Here is a 22,668-nt window from a genome sequence, read left to right on the forward strand (position 1 = left end):
AAGTACGTCATCAAGTGGCTCAACATCAGGAAGTTCAAGCACGAGCACATCGATAAGTCCAAGTACATCAGCAAGTGATTCAACATCAGGAAGTTCAAGCACATCAACAAGTACAAGTGCATCAACTAGTGGAACAACATCAGAAAGTACGAGCACATCAACAAATCCAAGTACATCACTAAGTCATTCAACATCAACATCAGAAAGTGAAACAAGCCGTACGTCGATGAGCACTTCGGAATCACAAAGTAACAATGACTCACAAATGCATAGCAACGCACAGCAACATGATGCTAAAGACGACTTGCCAGAAACAGGTGGTAAAGAATCTAATTCGACTGGATTATTATCATCAGTTGCAGCAATGTTAGCGGGGTTAGGATTAGTTAGAAATTCTCGTAAAAATAAGAAAGATAAAAAGAATAAAGGATCAGAACAATAAACTATTTCATTAGGGAGATAGATTTATAAAATAATCACTTGTCAATAAGGTGATTGTCTATCCTTAAAAAAAGAGGCTAAAGTATAATTATTGGTTGGAATAATGTATGTATAAACCAAACTAATTAATATCTTTAGCCTCTTTGATATAATGTAAAAAACTTTATTTTTAAAATTTTAGGTGGAATTATGATAAAAAATCGTGAATATAAGGTTTTATATAAGAGGATTGTATTTACCTGTTTTATATTGGTTGTCTACATTTTCGGGAGTCATATTTCAATCGTAGGTTCAAACGATGTATATGATAATAAAGACACATTTTTTAAATTAGCGGTTTCGAATGTGGGTGGAGATCTTCATACGTTAAATGTGTTCTCATTAGGTCTTGGTCCTTGGTTAACGTCGCTAGTTATCATTATGCTATTGAATTATCGAAATTTGGATCAAGCTACGAAACAAACACGTTCTGAAAAGCATTACAAGGAAAGAATTATAACGATAGTGTTTGCGATATTTCAAAGTTATTTTGTAATCAATACGTATATTCATAATAACTTTATTAAAGATTCAAATGTCATGTTACTTATGCTAGTTCTTGTTACAGGGACAATGTTATTAGTTTGGTTAGCTGATCAAAACATCACATATGGTATCTGTGGACCTATGCCTATTGTATTAACGAGTTTGATTAAGTCTTTATTTAATAATCAACATTTTTTTAAACTTAACGTAAGTGTCGTATTACTCATATTAGTCATTGTGACATTACTCGTCGCATTACTCGTTTTATTATTTATTGAGTTATCGGAATATCGACTTCCTTATAAAGACTTGATGAATAACACGACGCAGAAGACACCAACATATTTATCATGGAAATTGAATCCGGCTGGGAGTATTTCAATTATGATCAGTTTATCAGTTTATGTATTGCTTAATAACTTGATTCATTTAATAGCATCATTATTTGGTACTAATGCAAGTTTAGAATTTTTAAGTTTTGCTAGTCCAATAGGCATTACATTTTATATTGTGTTACAAATCGTACTAAGTTACTCGCTGTCACGTTTCTTAATTAATACTAAGAAAAAAGCGAATGAATTTCTAAAGAATGGAAATTATTTTGATGCTATACGTCCGGGTCGTGAGACAGAACAATATTTAAATAGTAAAGCAAGAAAGGTATGTTGGACTGGCGCCATATTAGTTGCTCTGATTTTAGCAGTGCCATTATATTCAACATTGTTAGTGCCTAATCTATCCACAGAAATTTACTTTTCAATGCAATTAATTATTTTAGTTTATATCAGTATTAATATTGGTGAGACGATTCGCACCTATTTATACTTTGATCGATACAAGCAAATCTTGAATAAATATTGGTAGGAGATAATTATGAAACAGTTTATACCTGCATGGTATGATTCGAACAATTGGTGGGATAGCGCTGTTGCGCCTTTTTTCATAAAAAGAAAAACGACAGAATTTGATGACATGGTAAGTTTAATGTCAATGCACCATAAAAATGATGAATCATTTAATACAATCATCTTAAATTATATTCCTATGTTGCGTCTGTTTTTACATCGTCATGAACTTTATGAAATAAATTACTGGTCTCTGTTTGATGACATACAAGGGGCGACGTCTCTCACACCTATAGCGATTGATTTTAGAACGTTATCTTGGCCTGAGGATACGGAATTTATCTATACACCTTATCAAGTGATAGCTATTACGGGTGATAATCAATTTTCCAAAATTATTTTTAGTCAAGAAGGCTATTTACTCTATATCGAAGCATATGAACAGAATAGGCTTAGTCGTAAATTTATATTTGATGACAGAGGGTTTGTGTCAGCTATTGAGACATACAATGAGGCGCAAGCACCTGTGAATAGATATTATTTAAATGTAGACGGTCAATGTATGATGGTTCAAAATTTTACGACGCAGAGGATAGAGATTCAATCAGAATTTGATGATCATTTTCAAAAGAAAGCGTATAAAAATATGGATGAACTTATCCATGAAAAATTACAGCAATATCATATGTCGACGTTAGCAGATGACGATAAAATAATTATTGCTGCAGATGAACGACATAATCATTTAATGATAGATACATTTAAACCAGAGAATATGTGTTTCTCGATATTTAAGCAGAGAAATAAAACGATCAATGTTGCATTATTAGAGACGATTGGTAAAGCGAATCACTGTATCGTGGATACGCAAGAGAATACGATATTGTTAGACCAATTTATAGCTCAAAATCCTAACTATTTACCTTTTGAAACAATGCGTGTGACACCCTTTGATGCACAAATATTACCTAATATGAGTAGCCAATTATATGAAACAAATATTGGTGTTTGGTTAGGTGAACTTAAGGATAACGACTTACGCTCAGTTATGGATCAACTGAGTCAATATATTAATCAACATGAGCAAACAATGCTACATGTATTAACGCGTTCAGTTGAAAGTGATATACCACAATGGTTCAAAGATGAGATTCACCAATTAAATAAAGTATTAAATACAGAGGCTGAGTCATTCTCGCCAGAGGTTCAAGATATATTACAAACGGAGTTAGTTGAAGACGAAGTGGAGAAGGTTAAGTTGATTTATGTGCCTTTCGAAGAAGATTTAATCAAAGAAATGTCGCGATTGAGAGTGATTGTAGATTTAAATCGAGAACCGGATTTATATTTACAAATTTCAAGTATTAGTGCGGGTGTACCTCAAATAAATATGCGAGAAACGGATTATGTTGATCATAAGTTAAATGGTTTAGTCATTGAAGAGATTCAACAATTGAGTACAGCTTTAGATTATTTCTTAGTCAATTTAAAGAATTGGAACTATTCATTTGCGCATTCTATAAAGCTGAGTAATGAATTTAGTTCAGAAAAGATTATTCAACGATTACATCGTTTGATTGAAGGTGAAATGCATGGCACGTAAATTTAGAATTTTACAAGTGGGTGGGCAAGATTTAGAACCATTATTTGATAATAAAAAAGGTGTTGAATGGGATTATCTAGATGATGCATTATTCACATTCGATAGTGGTTATATTGAGGCTGTGAAAAGTATCATAGAAACGTTTGGTAACTTTGATTTAGTATTTGTGCAAAGTGCATACTCATCCGAATTACTGGCATTATTGCAAATCGTCACAACACCTCATAATACGGTCATTGATGCACAAATGTGGTCTCCAAAATATGATGATGAGCCATTGATCCAACACAAATTTGTAAAGAAACTTAATTATCAAACTGAGGAAGAGCTACATCATAAATTGTTAGCTGTGACATTTCCTGGGCAATATGGTGATAGGATATCACCAATTAAAACGATGGTTAATCCAAATTTTCAAGGAACGTATGAATATGAAGGAAATAAATATCTCGTTCTAGAAGGAGACTTTGGTGACGCTTTTAAACCTTTAGTTACGTGGACGCAAAATTTAGTTAATGATAAGAACATCGTTAATGAAATTTGGCCGGAGTATGTGATTGAAGGGGACGTCGAAATTGAATATACCTTTAGACTAACGCCAATATGGTCCGCAAACTTTCCAGATGTGACCTTGCGTTATCTACAGCACGATTTAACGCAACCTATTCAAATGCCAATGTGGTCAGAACAAGCCAATATAAGTGTATCGCTTAAAGCGAAAGGTAAGGGTAAGTTACGTATTGGTGCGATTCATAAACGTTGGTCACGATTAGAAATGGGACAATTTATTATGGGTGGACAGCGTTTTGCTGATGAGAAGCGAGATGAGTTTATTCATTATTTCAATCCAGGTGATATGAAACCACCGCTCAATGTGTATTTTAGTGGTTATCGACCTGCTGAAGGATTTGAAGGTTATTTTATGATGAATAAGATGGATGCGCCATTTATTTTAATTGGAGATCCTCGACTTGAAGGTGGTTCATTTTACCTTGGATCCGAAACATTTGAACAAGGGATCATCGACGTAATACGCCATGCTTTAGACTTTCTAGGCTTTAAACATGATGAGCTCATACTATCAGGATTATCGATGGGCTCATTTGGTGCGCTGTACTATGCAGCTCAATTAGAACCAGCTGCAGTTGTAGTAGGGAAACCATTATTAAATATTGGAACGATAGCAGATAATATGAAATTGTTACGGCCTAATGAATTTGGAACAGCGAATGATGTTTTACTAGCGAATGAAAGAGATAACGCAATGCCAAACATTCAACGCTTGGATACACGATTTTGGGAAAAATTAAAAGCGAGTCATTTATCGCATACAATCTTTGCTATTGCATACATGCACAATGATGATTACGATGCCAAAGCCTTCCAAAATGTATCACAAGTATTGGAGAAACAAGGTGCACATATGATGAGCCGTGGTGTACCAGGACGACATAATGATGATTCACCTACCATTACTAGCTGGTTTGTCAATTTTTATAACATTATTCTAAAAGATCAATTCGGGAGAGATAGCAATGTCAGTATTAAATAGTTACACATTATTGTGGCGTCATATTAATACGGGAACGTTTATGTATGGTACGAAACTGCGCTTTCAAGATGAGGGGACGGATTTTAATAATCCATTAATGCCGTCAGGAACTGTGATACATGATTGGCGTATGTTAACCACATTTAGTGAACATAAGACTGTGCCCTCACTTCCTATTTTGAAAAAGGGATATCACTATAATGTATTGTTGAACTTTGATGCGCAGCCTCAAGGAAGTGCCTATATTAAGATGACATTTTATCGTAAAAATGATACTGAACATTCGTACTTAATTATTAAACATAGCGATACTACATTTCAATTTCCTGATGAAGCTTATGCTTATAAAATTGAATTAATTAATGCTGGTTTGTCGCATCTCTTTTTCAAAAATATTAAAATTCAAGAAATAGGTAAGGCGGATACTGTAGCGCATGAGAATGTAGATAGTGAAGTGAATTTAGACGTATTAAATCGGGTCATATTTGGCGTAAGAAGCGATATGAGAGGTGGTCAAAATGGCTAGTCGTGTAAGTAACGTGATTAATTCAATGCGTTTGCAACGGTTACAGAAGCAATTGACAGCAGTCAATCGATTAAGTGAACAAATGCGTCAATCTTCAGATGAAGCATTACAAGCTAAGACGGCTGAGTTTAAACAACGTTTGGCTAATAATGAAACGACTTTAAATAAATTGTTACCTGAAGCGTACGCAACGATTCGTGAAGCATCAAAACGTGTATTAGGCATGTATCCGAAAGATGTTCAAGTGATGGGTGCGATTGTTATGCATCAAGGCAACATTGCAGAAATGCAAACTGGAGAAGGTAAGACGTTAACAGCAACTATGCCACTCTATTTAAACGCGCTCACTGGTAAAAGTGCGTTTCTAATTACCACAAATGATTATTTAGCTAATCGTGACTTTCAAGAAATGAGACCGTTGTATGAATGGTTAGGTTTAACAGCGTCGCTTGGATTTGTTGATAGTCCCGACTATGACTATGCCGATAATGAAAAGCAAGCATTATATCATCATGACATTATTTATACTACGAATGGCCGTTTAGGATTTGATTATTTATTTGATAATCTAGCAGATCATATTAACGCTAAATATTTACCTGAATTAAACTTTGCGATTATTGATGAAGTAGATTCTATTATATTGGATGCTGCACAAACACCGCTAGTCATTTCTGGTGCGCCACGTGTCCAATCAAATTTATTTCACATTGTAAAAATGTTTGTAGAAACGTTAGTCGAGGATAAGCACTTCAAAGTAAAATTAAACAAAAAAGAAGTATGGCTTACAGATGAAGGTATTGATGTAGCGAATCATTATTTTAAAGTGAATAATATCTATCTACCACAACATTTTGATTTAGTACGTATCATCAATTTATCATTACGTGCAAAATATCTATTTAAAGATAATTTGGATTACTTTATATACAATGGTGAAGTTGTACTGATTGACCGTATTACAGGACGAATGTTGCCAGGTACGAAACTACAATCTGGTCTACATCAAGCTATTGAAGCGAAAGAATCTGTAGATTTATCACAAGATTTAAGTGTCATGGCGACAATTACGTTCCAAAATTTGTTTAAGTTATTTCATCAATTTTCAGGAATGACGGGAACGGGCAAGTTAGGTGAAAAGGAATTCTTCGATTTGTATTCTAAATTAGTGGTAGAAATTCCAACTAACAATCCGATTATACGTAATGATAAAGAAGATCGTGTTTATGCGAAATCCGAAGATAAGAATAAGGCAATACTTGAAAATGTAGTCAATATTCATGCTACTAAACAGCCGGTACTCTTAATTACAAGAACTGCAGAAGCGGCTGAATATTTCTCAGCACAATTGTTTAAACAAAATATTCCTAATAATCTATTGATTGCACAAAATGTTGCCAAAGAGGCACAAATGATTGCTGAGGCAGGACAACTTGGTGCTGTTACAGTATCAACGAGTATGGCAGGACGAGGTACAGATATTAAACTTGGTGACGGCGTACATGAACTCGGCGGTTTAGCTGTGATTATCAATGAACATATGGAGAATAGTAGAGTTGATAGACAATTACGTGGACGCTCAGGTCGCCAAGGTGATCCAGGCGTTTCACAGATATATGTGTCATTAGATGACTATATTGTTAAACGATGGAGTAAGTCGAAGTTAGCTGAAAATGAGAAACTAAGAAATATTGATTCAGTGAAATTACAAAATAGTCCCTTTTTCAGAAATAAAGTGAGGGGCATTGTTTCGAAAGCACAGCGTGTATCTGAAGAAACTGCAATGATGGCACGTGAGATGGCGAATGAATTTGAAAAAAGTATTGGTATTCAACGTGATCGTGTGTATGAAGAACGCAATCGTATCCTTGAAACATCTGACTTTAGTGCATTTGACTATGATACATTAGCGCGTGATGTCTTTGACTATGATTTGAGAACAAGGGGAATCTATACAGAAGATGACATTGTGCGTTATATATATGAGCAATTGAGTTTTAGTTTCCATGACACATCAATTAGCCAACATATACAAACCCGTGACCAAACCATCGATTATTTAATACAACAATTCAACAAGCAACTAAAATATAATATGGAAATTGCAGATAATGATTATTTTAAATTACGTTTTCAACAAAAAGCGATATTAAAAGCAATCGATGCTGAATGGATCAGTCAAGTTGATCAATTGCAACAACTTAAAGCGAGTGTCAATAACCGACAAAATGGTCAACGTAATACGATTTTCGAGTATCATAAAGTAGCGCTAGAAACCTATGACATGATGCTGATTAATATTAAACGAGGAATCATTCGTAATTTATGCTTAAGTATTTTAACGTTTGATAAAGCGCAAGATTTAGTAGTACATTTCCCTTAAAATGAGGTGTTCATAAGTGACAATATATAATATCAATTTTGGCATTGGATGGGCGAGCAGTGGTGTAGAATATGCCCAAGCTTATCGTGCTAAATTATTAAGAGCGGTCAATCAACCAGCTAAATTTATTTTTCTGGACTTTATTTCCGCAGAAAATATTCAAACGTTAACAGCCAATATCGGGTTTAAAGATGATGAAGTGATATGGTTGTATCAATATTTTAGTGATATTCCCATTGCACCAACAACGTATACTATTGATGATTTGATTAACGATTTAGGTAATCCTGTCACTGCCCAAACCATCACGGGTAAAACGATTCGTTTATACATTGGAAATGATAATTCATATGTGAGTTGTTATTTAAAAAATGAAAATGACACAATTGTCGATCGTGCAGAATTTGTCATTAACGGTATGTTAGTGCGAAAGGATTACTATAGCTATGTACGTACATTCTCAGAGTATTATGCACCATATGAAAATCGTGCCAAGTTATATAAGAGACAGTTTTATAATGAAGATGGTTCTATTGCTTATAAGGAACATATTGACGGAGAATCCAGTGTGTATGTATTTGATGATGCACGTTTATACAGTAAACAAGCGTTTGTAGCTTATTTCATGGAGAAATTAAACTTAAACGCGAATGATGTTGTCATTATCGATCGTTCAACTGAAGTGGGGCAAGCGATTTTGGAACATAAAGGACAAAGTAAAGTCGGCATCGTTGTGCATGCAGAACATTATAGTGACAATGCTACAGATGACCGTTATATTTTGTGGAATAATTATTATGAATATGTCTTTACGCAAGCACCTTATATTGATTTTTACATTACAGCAACAGACCTACAAAACCGGATTCTAACAGAACAATTCGAAACCTATACCGCACATCAACCTCGTGTTCGTACCATACCTGTTGGTAGCTTACATCAATTGAGTTATCCAAAGACGGAGAGAAAGCCATATTCAATGCTTACAGCTTCAAGATTAGCGAGTGAAAAGCATGTAGATTGGATAGCGCTAGCGGTCATTAAAGCTAAAAAAGAGGTACCACAGTTAACATTTGATATATATGGTCATGGGAACGAAAGAACGAAGATTGAAGACATTATTACGGAACATCAAGCGCAAGATTATATTCAGTTAAAAGGGCATGTGAAATTAGATGATATCTATGCCAACTATGATTTGTTTATGTCGGCATCAACAAGTGAAGGCTTTGGCTTAACGCTAATGGAAGCGGTAGGTTCAGGACTTGGAATGATAGGTTTTGATGTGAATTATGGCAATCCAACCTTTATTAAGCATGGTGAAAATGGCTACCTCATTCCTATCGATAGGGATAACCAAGATATCGAGGTTATTACTGATCATATGGCTGAGAAAATCGTGCAGTATTTTAATGATGGACCTAAGCAACCACATGACACGTCATATACAATAGCAGAATCATTTAAAACCGAGTATATTACGCAAAAATGGCAAAATCTAATCGATGAGGTGCTATATGATTAATTTATTTGAAAAATATGATGAAGCATCACAAAAACTTCAACAATCACTTCAACTAGCAGGCTTTCAGCATCAAACTATTGTGATGGACGATGATGGTTTTTTACCTGATGGCTTTATATCACCTTATCAATTTTTTGCAAATTACGAACATAAGAATAGTGATAAAGCAGCCTTTTTCAATGAAGTTCAAGTACCACCATTATGGGAAATTAAAGGTAATCATGATCAAGCTGAAATTATAGATAACGGTCATGTTCGAGGTCGTATCTTTTATCGTGAACACTTTAAAAATAGAATCGTAAACTTTGTAGAATGGTTTGATACAAATGGTCAACTGCGGTCGGTTGATTTTTACAATAAAGATGGCTTTAAATATGCGGAAACGATATATGATTTAAATAAAACGGCAATCTTGAAAACGTATGTGGATCGACAAGGCAATGAGGTATTATACGAGAACTTTGTCACTAATGATATCGTCTTAGATTGGCAAGGTCAGTCGCATTTCTTTGCGACGAAGCAGGACTTTATCAGCTTCTTCTTAGAACAATTAGATGTTGATACATCAGACGTCTTTATTAATTCATTAGCGACACCTTTCTTTGTATTATACCAATCGAATCATATTGCAAATGCAGTGTTATTTTGGCAAGAACAGAGTTATGGAGATGTCCCGGGAAATATGAACTTATTGCTAGATAATGGGCGCTTTCATGCAAGTGTAATTATCCCAGATCGTGTAGAGTTTGAAAATATTACATCCAATATTGCATCACATTATCGTCCATTGATTTGTCAAGCGGGTTATGTGTATGATTATCAGAAATCCAATCAATATACGAAACAAATACTCAATTTAACAAATTCTGATGATATTCCAAATTTGGAAAAGATCATACAGCAATGTAAAGATTATCAATTTCATATAGGTGCGATTACTGAAATGTCCGCTAAGTTAATGGACTTAGGCAAATATGATAACGTTAAACTCTATCCAACCATTACTCAAGAAAAGATTCATCACTTATTCGCAACTTGCGATGTTTATTTAGATATCAATAAGGGTGGCGAAATTGTAAATGCCATTGAGCGTGCAATGCTTAATAATCAATTGATTATAGCTTATGATGAAACCGCACATCGCCGTGCATTTATTTCAGAAAAGAATATCACTCAGCAAAGTGAGCCACAACAGTTAATTGAAATATTGAACGAAGTCGCACAAGATAAAAAACAATTCAAACAACGTATTGTTGCGCAACAAGAGAAGAACAATAGCATTGATCAACGTGCATTTAAAACGATAGTTAATGATGCGATACAATAATTTTAAGAGAGAACTTTAAAGTTTCATACTTGTTGAAAAGCAAGCGGGGAGTGGGACAACGAATTCAAAAGAATTCTGTCCCACTCCCTTCCTATTTCTCTAGTAATCATATCCAGACACTTAATTTTAGGAATTGAGGAGGGAGTTTAACGAATCATTTCATATAAACCACCTTTATGTTTAATTGATTAATATAAATGTTGGGATATAGAATACCACGTATAATAAAAAGAATAATATAGGTAATTTAAAACTAGGAGAATAATCTTTGTCTCTTAACCATGAAAGTATTTGATAAATTCCTGTAAGAAATGCTACTGCTAAACTCCCCATTGAAATGAGTAATAATATTGAAGCTATGATATTAGTCATTTGTCTGCACTCCTTTATCCAATTTGTAATATCAGTCTAAAAAGTAATTCTGAAAAAGTTATGAATAAACATCTATTTTGGTTTGCAAAATTTTGTAACGCACTAATCGACTAAATTAATTAAATTAAATATAAAAAATATATTGCTTTTTAAGTTTTAAAATATAAAATAATATATGTAAATAGTATTCTTTTAATTTACAAAAAAGATGAGGAGGCTAATATGAAAAGATTATTTTTTATAAGTATTATATTTTTAATTTTTTTAGGAGGATGTTCTTTCAGCGACAACAAGGATGAGGCTGAGGGTGAAGAATCAAATAGCAAGGCAAAAGCTACGGACAAAATGAAGAAATTTAAAATAGGACAAGTTGTGGATGCTGATGGTGTAGATATCAAAGTTGTTAAAGCGGAATTTATTGATCATTACACTGACTACAATGCGCCTGAAAATGGCAAAGCCTTGAGAGTATACATAAAATTTAGAAATAATAATGATGATCAAGTTTTAATGGATAATACAGATTTTAGTATGAAAGTGAATAATGAGAATTATGAAGAATGGTATGGAAGCGAAGACATGCATGAAGGGTTCAGCCATCAATTGAATCATAATAACACGGCTTCAGGCTACATTACCTATGATGTACCCGATAGTGATCAATACACGTTAGAGTTAGATACAGTACCTAACTTCAATAAAATAAGAGGCCAATGGATTATCAATAAATCAGAAATTAAAAATTCAAATGGCAGCAAAGATACTTCGGCTGACTCAACTACTGATGTTGAAGATGAGTCAGACTCAACCACTAATAATAAAACTAAAGATACAGATCAAGCTGATGTTGGTGTGACGTATCCAGCATATATGTATAATGCCTTAGTAGATGAATATAATTCACTTACTGACGGGGAAAAGATGAACCATGTCTCTAAAGATGTATTAGAAATTGAATATGATCAATTAGAGGCACGTGTAGAAGCATTATATGAAAAAGAAAATGCAAAAGCACAAAAGGAATATGAAAAAGCAATGCAAGCATATGAAGATCAATTGGCACAAGAAGAATATGAACAGCAACAAGCTGAAGAAGCTGCCAATGAAGCATCAGAGTCTGATGACAATTCAAGTGGACCTGGTTCTGATGAGCCACCAGTAGACAGTCATTCAGAAGATGCAACTTCTGAAGATGATGCAGCATAAAGAAGGAGACAACAATGGCGTATATAGACATGAATAAACCTAAACCAACGAATCGAACTGCTGAAAAAACATTAGGTATTTTAGGTAGTGCACTTGGTATTATCGGTGGTCTAACTGGAATGGTAATCGTAACTATAGGTTGGATACTAGGAACTCAAAATTCATTTAAAATGACTGTAATAGCACTTAGCGCGTTATTATTATGTATCTTTACTTTAATATTAAGCTGTCTAATTGAACGAGATAGAATAGCTATAGGAATTATTTTAATCGTTGGTGGCTTACTAGACATATTTTTAATGGAATTTATGGGTTATTTATCAGGCATTTTAATTATTGTTGCAGGAATCATTGCGTTAGTTAGAAAATAATTTGATGGAATAGAAGGAAACGATAACAAAGTGCCTTCTATTTTTTTATAATTAAGATTAGAAATGAGGTGCTAGAGATGGAAACAATTTATATTGCAGGTGGATGTTTGTGGGGTGTCCAAGCATTTATTAAAACATTGCCGGGTGTCTTAACGACCGAAGCGGGACGTGCAAATGGGACCTCCTCGCAACGGAGTGATACATATGACGGTTATGCAGAATGTGTTAAAACGACGTTTGACCCTATGGTATTAACAATTACTGATTTAATGAATTACCTTTTCGAAATTATAGATCCGTATAGTATTAATAAACAAGGTGTAGATGAAGGGCCAAAATATCGTACAGGGATATATAGTGAGAAGGCGGAACATCTTGAAGAAGCACGAAGCTTCATTTCTAGTCGACCCGATAAGGCGCGTATTGCTGTAGAGGTATTACCCTTAAATAACTATGTTCCAAGTGCGGATGAACATCAGGACCGACTCGATAAACATCCAGAGGATATCTCATATTGTCATATTAGTCGTGAGATGTTGCAAAAATATCTTTAACTACGATCAAGTTTGCTCAAAATATTAAATTCTATAACGTCCTTCAATATTTTTTCAGAAAAGATTATGCATAACAAAGCTTATTTAGGCAATATCATAACTATAGGAAGTATAATAAAATAAGAATTATTTAAATATAAAGAGAAAGAAGCGATAAATATGACTATTTTACTCACTGGGGCAACAGGCCATCTTGGTTCACATATAACGGAACATGCTATTAAAGAACAGTTATCTGATTTCAATATTGGTATACGAAATCCAGATAAAATGCCAGCGCATTGGAAAGATAAAGTTAATGTTCGAGAGTTAGATTATTTTAATAAAGAAAGTATGGTTGAGGCATTTAAAGGTATTGATACAGTTGTATTTATTCCAAGTATCATTCATCCATCATTTAAACGACTTCCAGAAGTCGAGAATTTAGTTAGTGCAGCTCAAGAAGCCAACGTTTCACACATCATGTTTATTGGTTATTATGCAGATCAACATAATAATCCATTTCATATGAGCCCATACTTTGGCTATGCGGAACGTTTGCTAGCCTCAAGTGGCTTAAATTATACGTATGTCAGAATGGCGATGTATATGGATCCGTTGAAACCTTATTTGCCAGAACTTGCAAAAATGCATAAATTAATTTATCCAGTAGGAGAAGGGCGTATTAATTATATTTCAAGAGACGATATTGCCAGAGGAATTGTCGCGTTATTACAACAACCGGATAAGTTTGGACAGAGATATTTACTATCAGGTTATAGCTATTCTATGACAGAGTTAGCAGCAATACTTTCTGAAGCATCAGGTACTAAGATTGAGTACGATCCTGTTTCTTTTGACACTTTTGCAGAAATGTACGATGAACCGAAAGGATTTGGCGCATTGCTAGCGTCAATGTACGATGCGGGTGCAAGAGGTTTACTCGACCAACATTCAGATGACTTTGAACAACTTGTTCATGATAAACCACAAACTTTCCCAGAATTTTTGAAAAGTGATCAATAAAGAAAGTAGGACGTGTGATAGCATTAATCACACGTCCTACTTTCATATTATAGTTAAATTGTATTATTTGTTATCGCAATCGAAAGTATCAGCGAAACTTAAAGCAGCTAAGCCTAATAAGTCTAAAGCGTGTTGAGCGCCTTCTTTACCATGGCCAGCTTCAAAGTGTTTGTAAGCAGCAACGCCTAATACACCGAAAGTAGCGATTGAACCTAAACGTGATAAGTTTTTGTTTAAGAAACTTGCAGCATAAAAAGCAGCAGCAGCAGCTTCTACAGTACCAGCTAATTTAACTGAACTTTCTGGTAAACCAAATACATTTTGGAATGTGTCTTTCATTTCTTGGTCACCTTTTAATTTAGGTTTTGAAGCAGTGTATAATTCTTTAGCAAGTTTTAAGTTTGCAGCATAACGTAAAATCATAATTTAAAATCTCCTTTTTATTTGTTTTCAAAGTATTTATCAACAATAGGTTTAACGCGTTCGCCAAATAGACGGATTGATTTCATTACATTCGCATGAGGCATTGAGCCTACAGGTGTATGAATCATGAAACGGTTAAGACCTAAGGTTTCCACAGTATCAATAATCTTTTGGGCAACTGTTTCAGGACTACCCAGGTAGATTGCGCCGTGACTTCCAATTTCTCGTTCTAACATATTCTCATCAAAGCTAGGCCAACCACGTTCGCGACCTAAAATGTCATGATGTGCTTTCAAAGAAGGGAAGAATTCTTTCTTAGCTTCTTCATCAGTTTCAGCGATGTAGCCCCATGAGTGCACCGATACAGATAATTCATCTGGATTATGACCGTATGATTCTGCAACGGATTTATAAATCTCAATATTACGTGTAAATCGTCTAGGATTACCACCAATAATCGCATACGTAATCGGCAATCCAAAGGCACCTGCTCTTAATGAGGATTCAGGTGTGCCACCAGTTGCAATGGAAATAGGTAATTTACCATGCTCGACACGAGGATATATACCTGTTGGGTCGAAACTTGGACGTAACTTACCTTCCCAACTTACGACTTCATGTTCGTTAATCTGTAATAACAGTTGCAATTTCTCATTAAATAAATCTTCGTAGTCATTTAAATTATAACCGAATAATGGAAAAGATTCGATGAATGACCCTCGACCAATCATAATTTCAGCACGCCCATTAGATACAGCATCTAATGTCGCATAGCGTTGATACACACGTACTGGGTCATCTGATGATAACACAGTTACTGCTGAAGATAATTTAATATGCTTCGTACGCGATGCTGCAGCAGCAAGCACAGTGACTGGATCTGATACAGCATAATCAGGACGATGATGTTCGCCTAATCCATATATATCTAAACCTAATTGATCTGCTAATTCAATTTCTTCTACAATATCGCGAATTCTTTGCGCATTTGACACGGCGGGTTGTGTACCATCAGGCATCACCATATCACCATTGTCTGCAAATGAAGTCAAACCTAATTCTATTTTCAACACGTCACCTCCATTGGTATAAAATTTATACTAGAATTGTAGCCCTTATTTTAGGAATAGTCAATAGAAATGTTTCGAATTAGAGATTTTTTTGAAAAGGGTGATGTATAAATTTATTAAATGCATGAACTTTAAAAGTATTTCGTCAATTTTAAGTGGTCTTTTGAAAAGTAGTCGAAAGTGTCATAATAGAAATGTTGTAGAAAACATTGAAGAAGGGAGAAGCAAAATGTCTATCCAAAAACCAATGAATTATAACAAAATAACAACCATATTTTTTATTGCTGGAATTATCGTTATGAGTAGTTTATATACTGCTATCCCATTAACAGCAGAATTTGCGAAAGACTTTAAAATTCCACAATCCATTGCAACGTTAAACGGTGTTGCATTTTCCATTACATATTCAGTGAGTTGTTTGTTTTATGGTACTATTTCAGAAAAATATGGACGTATTCGTACTATATTATTTGGTATTAGTGGGTTAGTGCTTATTTGCTTAGTTATAGGATTTGTACATTCTTTCACGATACTTGTTATTTTAAGAGCCATACAAGGCATATTTGCCGCTACCTTTTCACCCATATCTATCACATATGTCACAGAAACCTACGCGCCGGTTAAACGTATGACTGCGATCAGCTTTATTAGTACAAGTTTTATGCTATCCGGGATTATTGGTCAAAACTTAAGTGAAATTATCGTTGGCTTTTCAAATTGGCACATGGTTTATTTCACATTAACGGTGCTTTATATTATCCTAGCTTTCGTTATTCTTAAACAAATTCCTGAAAGCCCAGTGAAAAATCCAAACATTCAGTTACTTAAATTCTTTAATAATTTTAGTGATTTTAAGACAAATAAAGCAGTGCTACTATGTTATGGTGTGTCACTAACACTATTAACGATGTTTATTAGTATGTATACAGTGTTTAATAATTACGTCACGTCCGATACGATTGGTGGAAATGAAACGACTGCGATTAACGCTAAATTGTTCGGTATTATAGGTATGCTACTGTCACTTGTAGCGGGGCGTATTAGCGACCGTATTGGCGTTAAAAATCTCATCTTAGGTGCACTGATTGTGAGCACAGGTTCGCTTATCTTGATGTCTATGACAACGAATATCGTATTACTCATATTTTGGAGTGTGCTATTTGTAAGTGGCATTGCCTTCGCAATCCCATCAACGATTTCTAAAGTAGGGTTAACCGTGAATGGTAACCAAGGCTTCTTTTTATCAGTTAATACATTTATTTTATTTTTAGGTACAGCGATTGCACCAGTATTAAGTATTGTGTTAAATGCGATTTCAAGCTTTACAATCCAGTTTAATATCATTGCCGTCATTGGCATTATAGCTATCATAATTGCTTTATGCCTGCCACGTAGGAAGAATGAAGTAAGATAACACTGAGTAACCTCTCACTTCATTTCAATTTCAAACGAAATAAGTTCGATGTTGTTTATTCGTCTTATCGGCACAGCATAATTAGTAGGTAATCAATTTGTGAAAAAACAAAACTTTCAATCGTAGACGTAAAATTGTAATTAAATTGAGTGGAACAGGGGATAACGTAATAAGAGGTGATTTTAGTGGATAGATTAATGTTGATTTCAAATGCACTAAATCTTGTTTTGATGATAATACTTATTGTATTCAATATGGTTAATATAGGTGTTTGGCCAATGGTCATACTAGCACTATTAATCATTGCTAATAGTATCTTCATGGTTTATAAAACAACAGGAGATAGAAAACGGAAGTAATCAATTAAAAAGCAATCTCACGCCTGGTTTGTGTGAGATTGCTTTTATTTGTTATGGCTATTTAGAGATGTTTCAAGCACGTTGTTTAATGTTTCAAACACTTCTTCAACATTGTAATTGTAGTCATTTTCGACCCAACGGCGTAGTACTTCTATTACGCCACTACTATAAAAATCGGCTACAATTTCAGGATGTTTACTTTCTCTAATCTTCTTAGCTAATGGATCATCTTGACGTTTGGAGTTATTAAGCATCATATCGCGACTCACATTGGTTAAGCTTCTAAATACATCAGCTTGACGCGATGATACTAATAAATGCTTGAAAATCTTTTTATTATTGCCAATAAAGTATATAAAATCTTCAAACGACTCTGGTGTTGTAATATTGGCTGACGTGTCACCTTTAGCTATAATTTGTTGAGTAATGAAATCAGGTAGGGTGTAGAGTAAATCGTATTTATCTTGAAAGTATCTGTAGAACGTACTACGGTTAATCTCTGCAATATCGCAAATTTTTTGAACAGTGATTTCATCAAAATGATAATCATGTAAAAGTACAAACACAGTTTCATGTATATGTTTAATCATACGTTTTTGATTTGCTGACGGCATTATCTGATGCTCCTATATCTTTAATCTTGTCAGATAGCCTGACGTAATAAGAGTAATTTATCACAATGACTTTTATATTTCCAAAAATAACCATTATGTAATGGGATTACATATGTGGATAGTGCAATTGAATATGAATCAAAAATAAAAAGTAAAATATGTGCGCAACACGTTTATAGTTATGAAAGGTTAATGTATACAAAAAATGAGAGCAAAATAGAAATCAATTGTGATAGAGATTTCCATTTTACTCCCATTTTAAATCATGCTATATCAAGCAAGCATGCCCCTTATTTAATTTCTCCCATGTGAAAGGTTATTTTGTATCAATACCGTCTAACCATTCATCCACTTTATTATCATTGCCGTCCACGTAGTCTTTAGCTACTTGTTCTGGATTTTTATTATTAACAAAGATTTGTTTAGCTAATTTTTCTTCATCAGATTTACTCCAGTCATCTGCGATACGTGTTGCAATTGTATATGCTGCAGGATGTGCTTCTTCAAAGTCTTTGTTAAATACTAAATCGATATGTTGATTGTTATTACCATAAATGTTGTCGGGATCTTTCAACATTTTAACGTCTAATTCTTTAGAGAACCAACTTGGTTCCATTGCTGTGAAGACAATTGGTTTTTGTTGTTTATAAGCTGATTGGATTTTTTTGAATTGTTCTTGGTCAGAGCTTTCTTTCAAGCTATATTTATCAAGATTGTCACTATCAAGTTCATCTTTCGTTTCTTTCATCACACCATTACGTGCATCTGTGCCTTGAATTGTCCAATCTACAGATTTACCGAAATCACTATCTTTTAAGTCGCTAATTGAATCAACGTCTTGTACATATTTAGGTACTGCTAAGCCTACTTTTGCGTTATCAATTAAATGTTTGTCATCATAAATAGTTAACTTACTTTTGAATTTATCGTAATAACTTTTATCAGTAGTAGGGAAGATACCTGATGCATGGAATGAATCAGTGTTCTCTGAGACAGCAGCATATAATGGACCGCTTGCTGTTACAGGTGTAGTCGTTACATCATAACCTGCTTTTTTCAATACTTCTGCTATCACTAGTGAACGTGGTGTGGAATTATCACTCGCGATATAGGGTATTTCGATTTCTTTATTACCAAGTGATGTTTGACTATCGTCAGATGAACCACTACCGCTACCACTATTACCACAAGCACTTAGCACTATGGCTAAGGCAAGTGTGGCTAGTAGTCCTATCACTTTCGAACTACGTCGTTTTAACATAACGTGTTTCCTCCTTTGTAATCATTAGTCTCTATATTCGTCATCGTGACGATGGTGAGATGGTCGGTTATATCTATCGTAAACACCTTTATTATTTTCACGAGCGTATAACATAAGTGCTTTAAATAATACATCTTGATCGACATTGCTATCAGTTAATTCTTTATAAAGATTTGTTGTTTTGTCGAAATTTGAATCGTGCTCATGATGACGATCGTTGTATTGTTCATCACTGTTATAACGATTTTCATCTTGTCTATCGTATTTGTCTCGATCGCGACGCGCACGATCATTATATTTATCGTGCTGACTATAATCGCCATTTTGCGTGTAAAGTGACGCATAATCAATATCATCATATTGGTTATCATAGTAATGATGTTGGTGCGTGCGGGTGTCGTGATGATGACCTAGATGTACAGAACGATTATAATCTTCATCATTATAGTTGTGATTATCGTGACGGCTACCATTTTGATAACGATGATCTTGTTTGTCTGGGCTAGCGTATTCACCATGTCTATCGTTGTCATGATCTTTTTCAGAAGATGCGTCTTGATGTTGATCTTCTTCTAAAGCTTTACCTTCTACATCAATATTTGGCAATACTGAACCTAACCATTTAGGTAGGTACCATGAAGCTTTGCCAAACAGTTTAGTTAGCGCAGGAATCAACGTCATACGTACGACAAATGCGTCGAATAAGACACCAAATCCAAGTGCGATACCCATTGATTTGATTGCACTATCGTCTTGGAAGACGAATGCAATGAACACACTGAACATAATGAGTGCTGCTGCTACGATGACAGGTCCACTCTCTTTAATACCGACGCGAATTGAATGGTCGTTATCACCCGTCTTGCTGTATTCTTCATGGACACGTGTCATTAAGAATAACTCGTAGTCGATGGCAAGTCCGAATAACAAGCCAATTGTGATCACTGGAAGGAATGCAAGTAATGGTCCTGTATTTTCAATTCCGAATAAGCCACCCATAAAGCCGTTTTGAATAACTAATGTTGTGAAACCTAATGTAGCCATTAATGATAGGATGAATCCTAGTACTGCTTTTAATGGAACTAAGATTGAACGGAATACAATCATTAATAAGAAGAATGCTAATACAACAATAACGCCAGCGAATACTGGAATAGCGTTATTTAATTTTTCGGACATATCGATATTAATGACGCTTTGTCCTGAAATTTCTGTACTATAGTCATATTTTTCTTGAGCTTGACTGTGATAATCACGTAAGTCGTATACGAGATTTTCTGTAGATTGAGCGTTAGGTCCTTTTTCAGGAATAATTGTGAATAGTGCGTAATTGTTATTGTCAGTCAATTGCGCTTTTGACACGGTATCTACATTGTCGATATCTTCTAAATCGCTACGCATATTATTTAAGTCACGTTCGATAGTGTTTTTACTGCCACCATCTTTTGTATTAACTAACATAACGATTTGTCCGTTATAACCTTCACCAAAGTTATCTGAGATCAATTTATAGGCTTTATACTCTGATGAATCCGTTGGTTTTAAGCTGTCATCTGGAATACCTAAACGCATGCCACTGACTGGAATCGCAGCTAAGATTAAAATAATTAAACTCACAATCACTGCAATAACTGGTTTGCCTACAATAAATTTTGCCCAAGGGTGATCTTTAGGATCTTTACTTTTAGATGGTTTATCTTTAATTTTAATGCTCTTATGGAAGATACTAATCAGTGCAGGTAATAATGTTAATGCTGCTAATACTGCGAATAATACACTAATTGCTGAAGCGAATCCCATTACTGCTAAGAAATCAATGCCCACGAGTGATAATCCACAAACAGCAATCATAACGGTAAGACCAGCAAATATGACTGCACTACCTGCTGTACCAACTGCAGTTGCAATAGCTTCTACAGTATCGACACCTTTTTTCTTAAGTTCTTTAAATCTGAATAGAATAAAGAGTGAGTAGTCAATACCAACAGCTAAACCAATCATTACGGCTAGTGTAAGTGTGAAGTTTGGAATATCAAAGATATAAGTTAATAACGCAATGATACCAACACTTGAACCTAAGCCGATGATTGCACTAATAATTGGCATACCCGCTGCAATCAGCGAACCAAAAGTAATAAGTAAAATTACAAATGCTACGACGATACCAACAATTTCAGATGTACCACCAGGTTCGGCATTCATAGCGCCACCTTGTGTTTTCTCGATTTGAACATTATGGTTATCTGTTACATCTTTTAATTCTTTGTCGATGATATGTTTAGATGAATCTTTTAATCCAGTTTGTGGAACGACGTAACTTACGTTAGCAATCGCAGTGTCACCTTCATCGTTAACTTGTCCAGTGTCATATGGATTTGAGATGTTTTGGATGTAATCATCATTTTGTCTGATGTTATCTAGTGCATCTTCAATATCTTTCTTCGTATCTTTATTATTCAATCCATCATTCTTATTAGAATGAAAGACAATTTTCATCGAGGCTTTTTCACTATCCTGATGAAATTCTTTACTGATTTTGTCGTTTGTGTCTAATGACTTAAGGCCGTTCATAGTAATGTCACTATCAAACTTAGGTGAGTTGATCATTAAAGGCGTAATAATGACACCTAGAATGACAAGCCATCCTATGACACTTAGCCATTTGTTTTTAGCTATAAATTTTCCTAATTTATATAATAGCTTTGCCAAGACATTTCCCCCTATTTCATTATGATTTTATTTGCTTAACCTATAGATAGTGTGTTGATGAATTGTGAGCAAGGATGTTACATCACCATCGCAAATTAAGCTTATTTAAAATGTTACATTTGATAATGTAACAAGTTATACCCTTGTTCGGTACCATTAAAAGTTATATGACGTTGGAAAATGCAACACTTTGGAAGAAATGTTGGAGAAAATAGCATGATTTCGTGGGGATAATAAAAAAACAGGTAACCGCTTGAAGCTGGTGTACCTGAAGATAATAGGGTGCATGTATTAAGTTGTGGTTATTTCATTAAATCAAACAGGAGAAGTAATGCGCCAATTAATACAAAAATAATACCTGGAATATAAATTTTTTCTCTAAGATCAATGTCACGCTGATATGCAACAAATCGACTAATACCGATTAGAATAAGACCTAGGAGTAATAAGGTGATGGAAAGAACGAGCATTAACATTGCCTCCTAATCAATAATATACAAAATAGCAAATTGATTAATATGTATATCTTTCATTCAAATCTATTATATTATGTGAACACAATTTTTGATAAAGTCCGTATAAT

Annotated in this window: 21 protein-coding genes; 14 read left to right on the top strand and 7 right to left on the bottom strand. The window is 34.4% G+C overall.

Annotated features, from left to right (window positions below):
* The 8 genes from KA878_RS14435 to gtfB form a co-directional block, all read left to right on the top strand.
* Positions 1 to 442: LPXTG cell wall anchor domain-containing protein (locus tag KA878_RS14435; protein WP_228481934.1), on the top strand; the 442-nt coding region annotated here is incomplete at its 5' end.
* A gap of 188 nt (positions 443 to 630) precedes the next feature.
* Positions 631 to 1,830 carry an accessory Sec system protein translocase subunit SecY2 gene (gene secY2, locus KA878_RS13190; protein ID WP_193838819.1) on the top strand — a complete coding sequence of 400 codons (1,200 nt, stop codon included), beginning with the start codon at positions 631 to 633 and terminating at the stop codon, positions 1,828 to 1,830.
* A gap of 9 nt (positions 1,831 to 1,839) precedes the next feature.
* Positions 1,840 to 3,414 carry an accessory Sec system protein Asp1 gene (asp1, locus tag KA878_RS13195; RefSeq protein WP_193838820.1) on the top strand — a complete coding sequence of 525 codons (1,575 nt, stop codon included), beginning with the start codon at positions 1,840 to 1,842 and terminating at the stop codon, positions 3,412 to 3,414.
* Entirely contained in the window at positions 3,404 to 4,966 is a 1,563-nt protein-coding gene (gene asp2, locus KA878_RS13200) for an accessory Sec system protein Asp2 (RefSeq protein ID WP_193838821.1), read from the top strand. Before asp1 ends, asp2 begins: the two co-directional genes overlap by 11 nt.
* Positions 4,950 to 5,492, top strand: coding sequence for an accessory Sec system protein Asp3 (gene asp3, locus KA878_RS13205; protein WP_193838822.1), 543 nt, complete (start codon positions 4,950 to 4,952; stop codon positions 5,490 to 5,492). The genes asp2 and asp3 overlap by 17 nt, the downstream gene beginning before the upstream one ends.
* Complete coding sequence (gene secA2, locus KA878_RS13210; RefSeq protein WP_193838823.1) at positions 5,485 to 7,875, top strand: accessory Sec system translocase SecA2; 2,391 nt, start codon at positions 5,485 to 5,487, stop codon at positions 7,873 to 7,875. Before asp3 ends, secA2 begins: the two co-directional genes overlap by 8 nt.
* A gap of 16 nt (positions 7,876 to 7,891) precedes the next feature.
* Entirely contained in the window at positions 7,892 to 9,400 is a 1,509-nt protein-coding gene (gene gtfA, locus KA878_RS13215) for an accessory Sec system glycosyltransferase GtfA (RefSeq protein ID WP_193838824.1), read from the top strand.
* On the top strand, positions 9,393 to 10,727 hold the full coding sequence (gtfB, locus tag KA878_RS13220; RefSeq protein WP_193838825.1) for an accessory Sec system glycosylation chaperone GtfB: 1,335 nt from the start codon (positions 9,393 to 9,395) through the stop codon (positions 10,725 to 10,727). The genes gtfA and gtfB overlap by 8 nt, the downstream gene beginning before the upstream one ends.
* Before the next feature lie 180 nt (positions 10,728 to 10,907).
* On the opposite strand, the gene KA878_RS13225 is transcribed toward gtfB, so the two are convergent.
* Complete coding sequence (locus KA878_RS13225) at positions 10,908 to 11,099, bottom strand: hypothetical protein (RefSeq protein ID WP_193838826.1); 192 nt, start codon at positions 11,097 to 11,099, stop codon at positions 10,908 to 10,910.
* Between the two features lie 222 nt (positions 11,100 to 11,321).
* Here KA878_RS13225 and KA878_RS13230 point away from each other — a divergent pair, with 222 nt between their 5' ends.
* The 4 genes from KA878_RS13230 (at position 11,322) to KA878_RS13245 (ending at position 14,235) form a co-directional block, all read left to right on the top strand.
* The gene (locus tag KA878_RS13230; protein WP_228480727.1) at positions 11,322 to 12,305 is read left to right on the top strand and encodes a DUF4352 domain-containing protein; all 984 of its coding nucleotides are present in this window, start codon (positions 11,322 to 11,324) and stop codon (positions 12,303 to 12,305) included.
* A gap of 14 nt (positions 12,306 to 12,319) precedes the next feature.
* Positions 12,320 to 12,676 carry a hypothetical protein gene (locus KA878_RS13235; RefSeq protein WP_193838827.1) on the top strand — a complete coding sequence of 119 codons (357 nt, stop codon included), beginning with the start codon at positions 12,320 to 12,322 and terminating at the stop codon, positions 12,674 to 12,676.
* Positions 12,677 to 12,753: 77 nt separating this feature from the next.
* On the top strand, positions 12,754 to 13,230 hold the full coding sequence (locus KA878_RS13240; RefSeq protein WP_193838828.1) for a peptide-methionine (S)-S-oxide reductase: 477 nt from the start codon (positions 12,754 to 12,756) through the stop codon (positions 13,228 to 13,230).
* Positions 13,231 to 13,389: 159 nt separating this feature from the next.
* Positions 13,390 to 14,235: an SDR family oxidoreductase gene (locus KA878_RS13245; RefSeq protein ID WP_193838829.1), complete on the top strand. Its 846-nt coding sequence runs from the start codon at positions 13,390 to 13,392 to the stop codon at positions 14,233 to 14,235.
* A gap of 63 nt (positions 14,236 to 14,298) precedes the next feature.
* On the opposite strand, the gene KA878_RS13250 is transcribed toward KA878_RS13245, so the two are convergent.
* Positions 14,299 to 14,658 carry a DoxX family protein gene (locus KA878_RS13250; protein WP_037538195.1) on the bottom strand — a complete coding sequence of 120 codons (360 nt, stop codon included), beginning with the start codon at positions 14,656 to 14,658 and terminating at the stop codon, positions 14,299 to 14,301.
* 17 nt (positions 14,659 to 14,675) lie between these two features.
* Positions 14,676 to 15,728, bottom strand: coding sequence for an LLM class flavin-dependent oxidoreductase (locus KA878_RS13255; RefSeq protein ID WP_193838830.1), 1,053 nt, complete (start codon positions 15,726 to 15,728; stop codon positions 14,676 to 14,678).
* Between the two features lie 235 nt (positions 15,729 to 15,963).
* On the opposite strand from KA878_RS13255, the gene KA878_RS13260 reads away from it, so the two are divergent.
* A complete protein-coding gene (locus KA878_RS13260; RefSeq protein ID WP_193839942.1) occupies positions 15,964 to 17,142 on the top strand; it encodes an MFS transporter in 1,179 nt (392 codons plus the stop codon).
* 185 nt (positions 17,143 to 17,327) lie between these two features.
* Positions 17,328 to 17,501, top strand: coding sequence for a hypothetical protein (locus KA878_RS13265; RefSeq protein ID WP_193838831.1), 174 nt, complete (start codon positions 17,328 to 17,330; stop codon positions 17,499 to 17,501).
* A gap of 44 nt (positions 17,502 to 17,545) precedes the next feature.
* Here the strand turns inward: KA878_RS13265 and KA878_RS13270 are convergent, their stop codons facing one another.
* From KA878_RS13270 to KA878_RS13285, 4 genes are all read right to left on the bottom strand, one after another.
* Positions 17,546 to 18,115, bottom strand: coding sequence for a TetR/AcrR family transcriptional regulator (locus KA878_RS13270; RefSeq protein WP_193838832.1), 570 nt, complete (start codon positions 18,113 to 18,115; stop codon positions 17,546 to 17,548).
* A gap of 316 nt (positions 18,116 to 18,431) precedes the next feature.
* Entirely contained in the window at positions 18,432 to 19,376 is a 945-nt protein-coding gene (locus KA878_RS13275; RefSeq protein WP_193838833.1) for a glycine betaine ABC transporter substrate-binding protein, read from the bottom strand.
* Positions 19,377 to 19,400: 24 nt separating this feature from the next.
* Entirely contained in the window at positions 19,401 to 22,085 is a 2,685-nt protein-coding gene (locus tag KA878_RS13280) for an MMPL family transporter (protein WP_193838834.1), read from the bottom strand.
* A 302-nt stretch (positions 22,086 to 22,387) separates the two neighbouring features.
* Positions 22,388 to 22,555, bottom strand: a complete 168-nt coding sequence (locus KA878_RS13285) for a hypothetical protein (protein ID WP_193838835.1) — start codon at positions 22,553 to 22,555, stop codon at positions 22,388 to 22,390.
* Positions 22,556 to 22,668 lie beyond the last annotated feature (113 nt).

Origin of the sequence: Staphylococcus sp. GDY8P57P (assembly GCF_017892585.1) — a bacterium.
Classification (GTDB): Bacteria; Bacillota; Bacilli; order Staphylococcales; family Staphylococcaceae; genus Staphylococcus; species Staphylococcus borealis.